The organism is Salinisphaera sp., assembly GCF_035690525.1.
Taxonomy (GTDB): Bacteria; Pseudomonadota; Gammaproteobacteria; order Nevskiales; family Salinisphaeraceae; genus Salinisphaera.
Window position 1 is genome coordinate 1 of the sequence record NZ_DASSKM010000102.1, and the last position, 12,852, is coordinate 12,852.

The window sequence follows — 12,852 nt, forward strand, 5'->3', positions numbered from 1 at the left end:
CGCCGGGCGGGCTGGCCCCGAGCGAAACCGCGGCCCCGGTGTTGGCCTGGCCGGGCCGCGGCCTGGCCGCACTAGCGGTGATCGCCTTCTGCGCACTCATGGCCGAAGGCGTGATCAACGACTGGAGCGCAATTTTTCTTTCCCAGACACTGGATGCCGGGCCGGGCTTCGCGCCGCTCGGCTATGCCGTGTTTTCCGTCACGATGATCATCGGCCGGTTGGCCGGCGGCCCGCTGACCCATCATATCCGGCCGGCCCGGCTCATGGGATTGGGTGGTGTGATCGTAGCGGGCGGCGTGCTGCTGTGCGTAGCCGCGACCAACGGCGCCGTGGCGTTGGCCGGCTTCGCCGTGATCGGGCTCGGGTTGGCCAGCGTGTTTCCGCTGGCGGTGAGCGCGGCCGGGCGCCGCCGGGACCGCCCGCCCGCCACGGCGGTGGCCGCGGTCGCGACCGCCGGCTACAGCGGATTTCTGGTCGGGCCGGCCGTGGTCGGCCTGCTCGCTAGTTTGTTCGGGCTGCGCGCCGGCCTCGCCGTGTTGGTATTGCTCGGCGCGCTGGTGGCGGGGCTGTGCCTGCGCCGGCATCCGACCGGCGGGGTCGAATAATGGGTGAATCGATCATAACCCGCCGAGGCGCTGCCAGGCCTGCTCGGCCAGGGCCAGCGACTTGATGACCGCGTGCAGCGTCTGACCCGGCTTGGGATCGAGCGCGGCGGCCGATCGCCGCGTGATACGCGCATCCAGGCGCTGGCCGTCGATGTCCAGTATCACGTCGACGGCATAATCGGTGTCATCGCGCCGGATTTCGATAACGCTACCGACGAGCTGATTGAGCGCGCTGGTCTGCTCCGGCGGCCTGCGGGCGAGGATCACGTCACGCGCCCGCACATGTAGGCGCACCCGTTCGCCGATCCGATGGCCGGTGAGCCGGGGCACATAGATTTTCTGGCGCGGGCAGGCCAGTACGCTCAATCCGTGCTCCGGCTCGTGCGCCGCCAGCCGCGCCTCGAGCAGCGCGCCGGCCGCGGGGCCCGCTTCTTCGCCCAACAGATCGGCCCGGGCAAGAAATTCCGCGGTGGGCCCGGAGAACACGATTTCGCCGTTGCGGATGGCCGCCACGTGTCGATTGGCCAGGCGCAGCAACTCGTCGAGCTGATGGCTGACGAATACGATCGGCAGCGCGCTTTGCGCGCTCAGGCGCTCGATATAGGGCAACACCTCGCGCTTGCGCGGGGCATCCAACGAGGCCAGCGGTTCGTCCAGCAGCAGCAACTCCGGATCGCACAGCAGCGCCCGGCCGATCGCCACACGCTGGGCCTCGCCGCCGGAAAGATCGCGCGTGCGACGATCCAACAGATCGCCGATATCGAGCATATCCACGACTTGGCCGAATCGTGTCCTGCTCGGCCGGCGCCGGCTGAACCAGCCGCCGTAATCGAGATTGTGGCGTACGTTCAGATGCGGAAACAGGCGCGGTTGCTGGAATACCATGCCGATGCGACGCCGGTGCGCGGGCAAGTGCAGACCGCGCGCGCTATCAAACACCCGGCGCCCGGCGATAGCGATGGTGCCGGAATCCGGCCGCGATAGGCCGGCGATCACGCGCAGCAACGAACTCTTGCCCGCGCCGGAGGGGCCGAACAGACCGATCACGCGCTGCTCGGAGCATAGCCGACAGGCGAGCTCGAAACCACCCTGGCGCAAACGGACATCGAGGTCGATGCTCATGCCTGTAAACGCTTGACGCGCCGGGCGATGAGCTCGGAGACCATAAGCGCGCCAAGCGACACGGCGATCGAGATCGCGATCAACTGCGCCGCCCGGGATTCGCCGCCCGGCACTTGGATGAAGGTATAGATCGCCAGCGGCAACGTTCGGGTCTCGCCCGGAATGTTGGCGGCGAAAGTGATGGTCGCGCCGAACTCGCCGAGCGCGCGGGCGAACGCCAGCACCAGACCGGCGATCACGCCCGGCAGCGCCAGCGGTACAGTCACCGTCAGCCAGACCAGGATCGGCCGCGCGCCGAGGGTGGCGGCCGCCGCTTCGATGCGCGGATCGATCGCCTCGAGCGACAACCGGATCGGGCGCACCATCAGCGGAAAGCCCATGATCGCACCCGCCAGCGCGGCACCGGTCCAGTGAAACGCGAACACGAGCCCCAGATGCTCGGCGAGCCAGCCGCCGATCAGCCCGCGCCGGCCGAGCACGATCAGCAGCAGATAGCCGGTCACCACCGGCGGCAACACCAGCGGCAGATGGACCAGCGCGTCCACCGGCATCTTCAAACGCGAACGCGAGCGAGCGAGAAACCAGGCCACGGCTAGCGCCGGCGGCAAACTGAACGCGACCGCGGTGCCGGCCACGGTGAGGCTTAGCTGCAGAACCTGGAGTTGATTGGCGTCGAGCACGATCGTCTCTGAAACAGAGCCTACCGACCGGCGCTCATGGGCGCGCCACGACCTTGAATCCCCAGCGCTTGAAGATGTCTGCGGCCTGAGTTGACTTCAAAAACGTCAGAAAATCGGCCGCCCGCGGGTTGTCGCTGGCGGCGGTAGCCGCCACCGGGTAGATGATCGGCTCATGGCTGGCCGCCGGAAAGGTATCGACCACGCGAACGCTCTTTTCGGCCAGTGCATCCGAGGCATAAACCACGCCCAGCGGCGCGCCGCCGCGCGCGACCAGCGCCAGCGCGGCGCGCACGTCATTGGCCTGGGCGATATGACCCTGCATCTGCGGCCAGACACCCAGCCACTGCAGCGCCTGCTTACCGTAAATGCCGGCCGGCACCGCCGCGGTATTAGCCATGGCCAGATAGTTATCCGAGCCGAGCTTCGACAGCAGGTCGATATTCCGATCGAGTTCGACCTGCACATCGCTACCCCGGGGCGCGATCAAGACCAGCGAGTTGCCGAGCAGATCGTAGCGACTCGATTTGTCGATCAAGCCGTCGGACGCGAGCTTGTTCATCCACTGCCGATTGGCCGACACATAGACATCTGCCGGCGCGCCCGCTTCTATTTGCCGCGCGAGCGTGGAACTACCGGCATAACTGACCTTCACGCCGGCGCCGTCGTGGCTGTCGTCATAGGCCCGAACCACGCCGTCCATGGCGTTCTTCAGGCTGGCCGCCGCGAACACGAGCAACGGCTGCCCCCCATCGCTTGACGTATCCGCCGCCACCGGCTGAATCAGACCGGCGCCGATTAGCGCGGCGAACGCCAACGTCAGCAAGCCGCGCCGCACGCATTGATTGAAGTTGGACATCGCCGGTATTTCCAGAGACTAAGATAGACGAGGTTTGAATAGGCGTCCGCAGGCTCATATCGCGCCGCGCCGTCGCTATATACGCTACTACATATCGAGAAGTGCGCAAAATCGTGCGAACTTCGCGATAAGGTACCGGTCATAGCAACGAATGCCGTGACAAGGAGCCTCCCATGCCGCGTGGTACCCGCGCCCGCCTGTTCTGTCTGCTGACCGCGGCCGTATCGATATTCGCCGCCGGCCCGGCGCTGGCGCAGGGCAATGGCGCCGCGGCGCCATCCGTAACCGGCCAGTTCTCGCAGCCGATGCAGAACACGCCCGGCCGAAACGTCAATGACGGCAACCGGGCCACCGGCAATCAACCGCCGTCGATTCACAATACCCTACCTTCCGAAACACTCCCGGAACCCAAGGCCAGCGACTACGGCGCATCCACCTTCAACGCGCCCAGCGACGCGGAGCTCGACCTGTTCGCGGCCACCCATCGCCCACCGCGCGAGCGCAACGATCGCAACGGCCGCGCCGATGCGACTACGGTCGGCAACCGCGGCGGCGCCAATACCGCCACAGATGCCGCCGCCGCACCGGATGGTAATAGCGGTGCCGGCCCGAGCGCGTATTATTAACCCAGCACCAAAACAGCTGAAATATCAGCTGTTTTCAACGCACCCAAAAATCAAGGCCGGCACATGTCCGTCCTTGATTTTCAAGTGCTTCGCGGCCGATGGCCGCGGCGAGCACGCGTTTGCGTACTCGCGCTATTAACCCGGCATGAAGGTATTTTCATGCCGGGTTAATAGGGTGTTCAGCGAAACGGGCCTGCATCGTCCGGCAGCGCTCTGCCGTATGATGGATCAATAGTCCGCAATCGAATCCACCATGGCGACAAACGCCGACCCGGGCCCGCCGGGTACGTCCGCGCTTATTAAACGCCATAGTCTGGCCACCCGGCTGTGGCACTGGATCACCGCGGTCTGTCTGCTCGTCCTGCTGACCAGCGGACTACAGATCTTCAATGCGCATCCGTCGCTTTACTGGGGTAGCGACTCCGATTTCGACTCGCCGTTTCTGTCCATCGGCGCCCGTCGCGATGCAAACGGCGACCCGATGGGCTATGTGAGCATTGAGGGCCTGCAAATCCCGACCACCGGCGTGCTGGGCTGGTCGAGCGTGAACGGACACATGCAGGCGCGCGCCTTTCCGGCCTGGGCCACACTGCCGGGGCCGCAGTGGCTGTCGCTGGGCCGGCATTGGCATTTCACCGCGGCCTGGGTGTTCGGCGTGCTGCTCGTGTTTTATCTGCTCTATTCCATCGTGAGCCGCCGGCGACGACGTTTGATCGGCGTGCATCGCGGCGAGATGGGCCGGTTCGGGCACGAGGTCGTCAAGCACGCGACACTCCGTTTCTCGCGGGCGCGCAGCTACAACATCATCCAGAAACTCACCTATCTGACGGTGCTGTTCGTGCTGTTGCCACTGATGGTGCTGACCGGGTTGACCATGTCGCCGACGATGGACGCTGCCTGGCCTTGGCTGACCGAGGTTTTCGGCGGCCGCCAGAGCGCGCGCACGCTCCATTTCCTATGCGCCTTTGCGCTCGTGGCGTTCTTTCTCGTTCATCTGCTGCTGGTGCTTATTTCCGGAGTACTCAACAACATGCGGGCGATGATCACGGGCGGCTATCAAACTGACGGCCAAACCGACGGCTGGGCCGACGACCGAGCCGACGCGGCGCCGGCGGGCACGCACGGCGCCAACGCCGAGGAGCGACACCATGGCCAACGATGACCGCGCGCCGCGCACCACACCGAACCGCCAGCGGCGGCGCGTGCTGGGCGGGCTCGGCGCACTCGGCGCGACCGGTTTGCTTGCCGGCTGCGACTGGACGCATAGCCAAGCGGTGCGGGAGTTTCTCGGCAAGACCGAGAATCTCACACAGGCCGCGCAACGGCTGGTCGCCTCGCGCGAGTCGCTGGCGCGCGAATACGACAAGAGCGACATCGCGCCCACCTTTCGTCCCAACGGCACGATCAAGCCGCAGACGCCGGCCTATCAGAAACTGCTGGATTCGAACTTCACCGATTACCGGCTCGATATCCACGGTCTGGTCGCGCGGCCGGCCTCGTTCTCGCTCGCCGAACTCAAGGCCATGCCGTCGCGCACGCAGATCACACGGCACGACTGCGTGGAGGGCTGGTCCTGCATCGGCCAATGGACCGGCGTGGTGCTCGGCGATCTGCTGGATCGCGTACAGCCGAAGGACAACGCCCGGTTCGTGGTCTTTTACTGCGCCGATCATCTTTACGGCTCGCCCCGCCCCTACTACGAAAGCCTCGATATGATCGAGGCCCGCCACCCGCAGACCATACTGGCCTACGGCTTGAACGGATCGGCGCTGCCGGTGACCTACGGCGCGCCGATCCGGCTGCGGGCCGAACGCCGGCTCGGCTACAAAATGGCGAAATACGTGATGCACATCGAGTTGGTGGAAAGCTTCGCCGGTATCCAGGGCGGACACGGCGGCTACTGGGAAGACCGCGGCTACAGCTGGTGGGCCGGGGTCTGACTCGGCCCCGCCGGAGGCCAATAAAAACCAGTCTTCTCAGCTTTTTGGCACCACATAAGTAGACTTGCGCCTTTGCCGATACCGCGGCGCCGGTCGCGGTTCCCGCTCATGTTCCGATTCTTCGAACGGCTGGTCGATCCGTTTCCCGACGACGGCCGCACGCCGCCCGACACCAGCATCCCGCGCTTCGTCGCGTTCTATGCCCGGCCGGTCTGGAAGCTGCTGATCGCCACCGCCGTGCTGACCGCGGCGGCGTCGATCATCGAGGTTTCCCTGTACGGCTTTCTCGGCCATCTCGTGAACTGGTTCGCCGCCGGCGATCGCGATCATTTCATTGCCGACAACGCGTGGCAGCTTCTGGGCATGGCGGCGGTCGTGCTGGTGCTGTTGCCGGCCCTGGTTTTCGGCCAGGGCCTGACCACTTTCCAGGCCATGGCGCCGAACGTGCCCATGCGCTTTCGCTGGCAGGTCCATCGTTGGCTGCTGGATCAATCGCTGTCTTATTTCCAGGACGACTTCGCCGGCCGCATCGCTTCCAAGATGATGCAAACCGCGCTGGCCATCCGCGAAGTGATGATGAAGTTCGTCGACGTTCTGCTCTACGTGGCGGTTTACTTCGGCGGCGTGGTGGTCATGGTCGCCGGCGCCGATTGGCGGCTGGCCCTGCCCTTCGCCGCTTGGCTCGCCGGCTACATCGCCCTGCTGAAATACTTCCTGCCTCGCCTGCAGGCGATCGCCGGCGCCCAGGCCAACGCCCGCGCCGAAATGACCGGCCGGGTGGTCGATGCCTATACCAATATCGGCACGGTAAAACTGTTTGTCCATACACGGCGCGAATCCGATTATGCACGCGCCAGCATGGTTTCCTTCCTGTCCACCGTGTACACCCAGATGCGGCGGATCAACGGCTTTTACGCCAGTCTGTATCTGCTGAACGCGCTGCTGCTGTTCTCGGTGACGGGGCTCGGCATCGTGTTCTGGACCGAGCGCGCGATCACGGTCGGCGCCGTGGCCACGGCCGTCGGCCTGGTATTGCAACTCAACGGCATGAGCCAGTGGATCATGTGGGAAGTGTCGAACCTGTTCGAGCACCTCGGCACCATCCGCGACGGCATGGGCAGCTTCACGAGCAACCGCGCGATCGCCGACGCCCCCGACGCACGCCCGTTACGGGTCACCGCCGGCGCCATCGAATTCCAGAACATCTCCTTCCACTACGGCCGCCACGATGCCGGTGTCATCTCCAACTTTTCGCTGTCGATCGGCCGCGGCGAGAAAATCGGCCTGGTCGGCCGCTCGGGCGCGGGCAAATCGACGCTGCTTTCGTTGCTGCTGCGCTTCCACGAACTGGAGGGCGGCCGCATCGCCATCGACGGTCAAGACATCACGTAGGTCACGCAATCCTCCCTGCGCGCCGCGATCGGCATGGTCACCCAGGACACCGCCCTGCTCCACCGCTCGATCGCCGACAACATCCGCTACGGCCGGCCCGAAGCCACCGAAGCCGAACTCTGGTCGGCGGTCGACGCCGCCCACGCCGGCTTCATCCACGACCTGATCGACAATCGTGGCCGGCGCGGTCTGGATGCGCACGTGGGCGAGCGCGGCGTGAAGCTTTCCGGCGGCCAGCGCCAGCGCGTGGCGCTGGCCCGCGTCATGCTCAAGAACGCGCCGATCCTGCTGCTCGACGAAGCCACCGCCGCGCTCGACTCCGAGATCGAAGCCGCCATCACCGACAACCTGCACGCCTTAATGCAAGACAAGACCGTGATCGCGGTCGCACACCGACTATCCACCATCGCCGAACTCGACCGGCTGATCGTCGTCGACGGCGGCGGCGCCATCGTCGAAACCGGCACCCACAGCGAACTGCTCGCGCACGGCGGCCTCTATGCCCGGCTGTGGGCCATGCAGGCCGGTGGGTTTATTGGGGAGAACTGAAGCACTACATTCAACTGCTGCAATTCGCGCCGAGCGCCGATTTCTTACGCGCGTGCGCGAAACGAATGGCGGCCAGAGTGCGCGCGGGCCGGTTCGTCGGCGGTGGCAGTACAGTGCCAATCGCGCGTCCAATGCCTCGCCGGCACGGTAATTGATCATCCGGCTCATCGTCGTACCCCGAGAAATTTATACGTGAGTCACCTCGTATCCGCAGGATGTTGTAACTCACTCGAATGGAACAGCGTAATCGCCCGACAGTACGGCCCCATGCTTGCCTGATAAACCGTCCTCCGGATAGCGTTACCGCTGAAGGGGGGACCATGGAAGATCTCGCGCCGAGCGATCTCAAGACGATCCTGCATTCCAAGCGGGCGAATCTGTACTACCTGCAGCACTGCCGTGTTTTGGTCAAGGGCGGCCGCGTGGAATACGTCACGGACGAGGGCCGCGAATCCAAGTACTGGAACATTCCGATCGCGAACACCACGTCGATCCTGCTTGGCACCGGCACATCCATCACGCAGGCAGCCATGCGGGAACTGGCAAAGGCCGGCGTGCTCGTCGGCTTCTGCGGCGGCGGTGGCACACCGCTTTTCATGGCCAATGAAGTCGATATCGATGTCGCGTGGCTAACGCCGCAAAGCGAATATCGGCCGACCGAATATCTACAGCAATGGGTACGCTTCTGGTTTGATGACGATCTCCGGCTGGAGGCGGCGCGAGCCTTTCAACGATCGCGACTAGCGACCATACGCACGTTATGGACCACGGACCGCGCTCTGCAGGATGCCGGTTTCAGCATCAACTCGAAGCGTCTTGAAAGCGCCCTGCGCACCCAGGCGGAGGGGATCGATCAGAGTCGCGAAACCAATGAGTTGCTGACGCTCGAAGCACGCCTGACCCGCACGCTGTTCAAACTTGCTGCGCAAAGCGTCGACTACGGTGAGTTCACACGTGCCAAGCGCGGTAGCGGCATTGATCCGGCGAACCGCTTTCTCGATCACGGAAACTACCTGGCCTACGGATTGGCGGCCACCGCGTGCTGGGTGCTGGGTCTACCTCACGGTCTTGCGATACTGCATGGCAAAACCCGCCGCGGCGGACTGGTCTTCGATGTCGCCGATCTCGTCAAGGACGGCGTGATCCTGCCGCAAGCCTTCATTTCAGCAGTGCGCGGCGACGAGGAGCAGGAATTCCGCCAGGCCTGCATTGAACGACTCACCCAGGTGGAAGCCCTCGACGGCATGATCGACACCATCAAGCGCGTCGCCGACAAGATGGCGTGCACGGCGGCCTCGGCTTGAACGTTCTGTTTGTCTCTCAATGCCGCAAGAATGCGCTGAAGGAGACACGCCGTATTCTCGATCAATTCGCCGAGCGGCGCGGCGATCGCACATGGCAGACGCCGATCACAAAAGCCGGTCTCGACACATTACGCAAGATGCTGCGCAAGACCGCGCGCAAGAATACGGCCGTAGCCTGTCATTGGATACGCGGACATAACCAGAGCGAGCTATTGTGGGTGGTGGGCAAAGCCGCGCAATTTAACGCGCGTGGCGCCACCCCGACTAATGCTACGCGGCGCGATGTGCTGCGCGGCGCTGACGAAAACGACTGGCACAGCCTGCAACTTATTCACCTGCTCGCCTCGATGGCCGCGCTTTTTCACGATCTCGGCAAAGCGGTCGAGGCTTTCCAGCAGCGTCTGGCAGGCCAACTGGAAGGCCGCAACCATTACCGCCACGAGTGGATCTCACTCAGGCTGCTTGAGGCCTTCGTTGGCGATGATAACGATGATGCAATCTGGCTTGCCCGGCTGCAGCATCCGACTGCGGAGGACGATGATTGTTGGCTAGCCCGTCTCAAGCGCGACGGGCTCGACACGCTGAGCGATGACGAGCAGCGCTTTCCTCATCTTCCACCGCTCGCAGCGGCGATCGGCTGGCTGATTATCAGCCATCATCGGCTGCCAGCGATGCCCGCATTCAATGAAGACAAGACGCAGAAATGGGTTGGCGCTCGTGGGACACTCAACGCAGCCAGCCTACCCACGCTGCCACGATCCATTACCGCCGCCTGGAACGAACGCGTCGAACCGGCCGATGCCGAAACGATCGCTCCATATTGGCATTTTCCGCAAGGCCTACCAGTCACCGATAAAGCTTGGCGGGAACGTAGCCGTCGTGTGGCGCGTCAGCTTTTGGATCAGCGTTGCGAGACGGCGCCGCTTTGCTCGCCTTACGTCATGCATCTCGCCCGGTTGGCGTTGATGATGGCCGATCACCATTACAGCAGTCTAGTGGACGAAGGCCGGCTGCGCGGCGAGTGGTCCGACAAGCTATACGCAAATACATTCTCTCACCATGGCAAACGTCAACTCTGCCAACCGCTGATCGAGCACCTGCTCGGCGTCACGCGCACGACAGGCGAGATTGTCCACCGCCTGCCGGACATGACCGCGGCGCTGCCGCGTATTGCTCGCCACAAAGGCTTCAAGACGCGCAGCCGTAATGCACGCTTTCGCTGGCAGGATGGCGCCTTCGATCTGGCCACGGGACTACGCGCGGCAAGCCATGCGCAAGGTTTTTTCGGCGTCAATATGGCGTCGACCGGCTGCGGCAAAACCATTGCCAACGGCCGGATTCTGTATGCACTCGCTAACCCGGATACGGGCGCTCGCTTTTCAATTGCTCTTGGGCTTCGCACGCTAACGCTACAGACCGGGCAGGCCTACCGGGAACGCCTCGGATTGGATAGCGATGATCTCGCCATTCGTGTGGGCGGCGCCGCCAACCGGGCGCTGTTCGACCATCAACAAAACCACGGCGGCTCTGAATCTCGTGCCGAACTACTTGAGGCGCAGGGCCATGTTCATTTCGATGGCGATCTGGACGCTCATCCAGTACTACGCCGGGCCGTGGCCGACCCACAGGCCCGCGCTCTAATCGGCGCCCCGGTACTGGTCTGCACGATCGACCACCTGATACCGGCGACCGAAAGCCTGCGCGGCGGCCACCAGATCACGCCCATGCTGCGCCTGATGAGCGGCGATCTAGTACTCGATGAGCCGGACGATTTCGATATCGATGACCTGCCGGCGCTGACGCGGCTCGTTTACTGGACAGGACTGCTGGGCTCGCGAGTTCTGCTTTCTTCCGCGACTCTGCCGCCGGCGCTGGTGCGTGGCCTGTTCGAGGCCTATCGCGAAGGCCGTGCCGAATACCAGCAACATCGCGGCGTGCCCGGCGCGCCGGTCGAACCGGTCTGCGCCTGGTTCGACGAACACGATCGTACCCATCAGTCGTGTGCTGACGGCACACAGTTCGATGCCGCACACGATATCTTCGCTCGCCGTCGCGCGGCCCGACTCGCCACCGTCGCCCCACGCCGTCGCGGCTATCTCACCTCTATTTCGGCGGCGTCTACGCACCCCGACGACATTTATCCAGCCGCGGCGCATACCGTGCTTCGCGAAGCCTTTGAACTGCACGACCGGCACCACGTTGTCGATCCCCACAGCGGCAAGCGCGTCAGCTTCGGTCTGGTGCGGCTGGCCAATATTGAGCCGCTGATCGCCGTAGCGCAGGCGCTTTATCGCGCCGAGATCCCGGATAGCCGGCAAATTCATCTCTGCGTCTATCACTCACAGTTCCCATTGCTACTGCGTTCACGACTGGAAGCGCGCCTTGACCAGGCGCTGGATCGCAGCGATAAAAACGCCGTCTTTGGACTCCCCGATGTTCGTGAACGGCTGACCGGCAAGGCCGACGATCATCTGTTCATTGTGCTGGGCTCGCCGGTTACGGAAGTTGGGCGCGATCACGATTACGACTGGGCCGTGGTCGAGCCCTCCTCCATGCGCTCGATCATCCAGCTCGCGGGGCGCGTACGTCGCCACCGCCCGGAGCCGATATCGACGCCGAATATCGCGCTACTGGAAACCAATATCCGTCACCTCGAACGCAAGCACCCGGCATTCAGTCGACCAGGATTCGAAACTGAGCGAGACTGGCCTCTGACGTCACACCGTCTGGCCGAGCTGCTGCGGAAAAGCGAACTCGATCCAATCGACTCGCGTCCACGTCTTCTTCCGGCCGACACTCCCGAGCCCGCTCAACGGCTGGCCGATCTCGAACATGCCCGGTTGGCAGCGCTGATGCTTGGGAGCGCGGCCGACTATGCCAAACCTCAAAGGCGCAAGCGGCGCGGTGAGCCGGCACAGATCAATCTCGGCGCCTGGCTGTTCTATCGTCCCGTCTCAATGACACTCAGCGCGATGGCGCTTCAGCAGCAGCCCTTCCGCGAGGACAACGAAGCGGAAAGCGAGTTCGTGTTGCACCCAGATGAAACCGAAGAAAACTACGGATTCTGGCGCGTGGACGAAGAAGACCGTGAAGAACGTCTCACACCGGTCGAATCCGAACTGGATCGCCTGCCGGATGCTCTCTTCGAGCATCCCCGCATCACGCCCTGGAACGAACCGGACTATATGACCGCGCTCACGCAACAGGCCGAGGCGATGAACATAACGTTAGAGCGCTGCGCCCTGCGTTTTGGGCGTATCCGGCTGAAAACAGATCGTGCCCCGCAAGGGTGGCATTTCCACCCGGTGCTGGGATTTGTGCGACGGAAATAAAAGAACACAGCAATTTCATTGACGACCAGTTATGCGCAAAGGTGGTATTGAAGGTTTCAGGCAAGTAGCGAGGAGAATGGTGTGACTAGGGGTAGAGAATTAACTGACCGAGGCAAGACAATACTGCAGCTGATGCACGCCCACATTGCTCAGAGACTCGAAAAAGAATTAAAAAAGTGGGAGGGGAAAACTGATTCTCAATCTAGAAGCAAAGCTAAAGATGCTCGTGAAAAATACATTCTTAAAAATATTCTTAACAAAGGATCGGCAAGCACTTCAGGAATTGCAGTTGCTACACATATCGCAAAAGGAATACATCCGGACTTGAGCATAAAAAGAGCTACCAACCTGAACATCCAGCCAAATGAACTCCCTGCAAGAAATGAAGTGGGTTCACACCTACTTCCGCCCAAGGAAAGCCTTGCAGACACTACCGGAAATGGCGC

At 63.2% G+C, this 12,852-nt stretch carries 10 protein-coding genes and 1 pseudogene; 8 read left to right on the forward strand and 3 right to left on the reverse strand.

All coding sequences use genetic code 11. The features are described 5' to 3' along the window. A partial coding sequence (locus VFJ08_RS07380) for an MFS transporter (RefSeq protein ID WP_324996553.1) occupies window positions 1–605 on the forward strand: 605 nt, incomplete at its 5' end. Between the two features lie 12 nt (window positions 606–617). Here the strand turns inward: VFJ08_RS07380 and modC are convergent. Genes modC through modA form a run of 3 tightly spaced genes read right to left on the reverse strand, consistent with a single transcriptional unit; the run spans window position 618 to window position 3,263 of the window. After that, window positions 618–1,727, reverse strand: a complete 1,110-nt coding sequence (modC, locus tag VFJ08_RS07385; RefSeq protein ID WP_324996554.1) for a molybdenum ABC transporter ATP-binding protein — start codon at window positions 1,725–1,727, stop codon at window positions 618–620. Further along, entirely contained in the window at window positions 1,724–2,407 is a 684-nt protein-coding gene (gene modB, locus VFJ08_RS07390; protein WP_324996555.1) for a molybdate ABC transporter permease subunit, read from the reverse strand. The genes modC and modB overlap by 4 nt, the downstream gene beginning before the upstream one ends. A gap of 34 nt (window positions 2,408–2,441) precedes the next feature. Continuing rightward, window positions 2,442–3,263 (reverse strand): molybdate ABC transporter substrate-binding protein, encoded by an 822-nt coding sequence (gene modA / locus VFJ08_RS07395; protein WP_324996556.1) that lies wholly within the window; start codon window positions 3,261–3,263, stop codon window positions 2,442–2,444. A gap of 173 nt (window positions 3,264–3,436) precedes the next feature. On the opposite strand from modA, the gene VFJ08_RS07400 reads away from it, so the two are divergent. The 7 genes and pseudogenes from VFJ08_RS07400 to VFJ08_RS07430 form a co-directional block, all read left to right on the forward strand. After that, complete coding sequence (locus tag VFJ08_RS07400) at window positions 3,437–3,889, forward strand: hypothetical protein (RefSeq protein ID WP_324996557.1); 453 nt, start codon at window positions 3,437–3,439, stop codon at window positions 3,887–3,889. Window positions 3,890–4,142: 253 nt separating this feature from the next. After that, window positions 4,143–5,051 (forward strand): cytochrome b/b6 domain-containing protein, encoded by a 909-nt coding sequence (locus VFJ08_RS07405; RefSeq protein WP_324996558.1) that lies wholly within the window; start codon window positions 4,143–4,145, stop codon window positions 5,049–5,051. Next, a complete protein-coding gene (locus tag VFJ08_RS07410; protein ID WP_324996559.1) occupies window positions 5,038–5,829 on the forward strand; it encodes a molybdopterin-binding protein in 792 nt (263 codons plus the stop codon). Before VFJ08_RS07405 ends, VFJ08_RS07410 begins: the two co-directional genes overlap by 14 nt. A 108-nt stretch (window positions 5,830–5,937) precedes the next feature. Further along, window positions 5,938–7,770: pseudogene (locus VFJ08_RS07415) on the forward strand (ABC transporter ATP-binding protein). A gap of 320 nt (window positions 7,771–8,090) precedes the next feature. Beyond that, complete coding sequence (cas1f, locus tag VFJ08_RS07420) at window positions 8,091–9,074, forward strand: type I-F CRISPR-associated endonuclease Cas1f (RefSeq protein WP_324996560.1); 984 nt, start codon at window positions 8,091–8,093, stop codon at window positions 9,072–9,074. Continuing rightward, complete coding sequence (cas3f, locus tag VFJ08_RS07425; RefSeq protein ID WP_324996561.1) at window positions 9,071–12,406, forward strand: type I-F CRISPR-associated helicase Cas3f; 3,336 nt, start codon at window positions 9,071–9,073, stop codon at window positions 12,404–12,406. Before cas1f ends, cas3f begins: the two co-directional genes overlap by 4 nt. Window positions 12,407–12,487: 81 nt before the next feature. Continuing rightward, a partial coding sequence (locus tag VFJ08_RS07430; protein WP_324996562.1) for a type I-F CRISPR-associated protein Csy1 occupies window positions 12,488–12,852 on the forward strand: 365 nt, incomplete at its 3' end.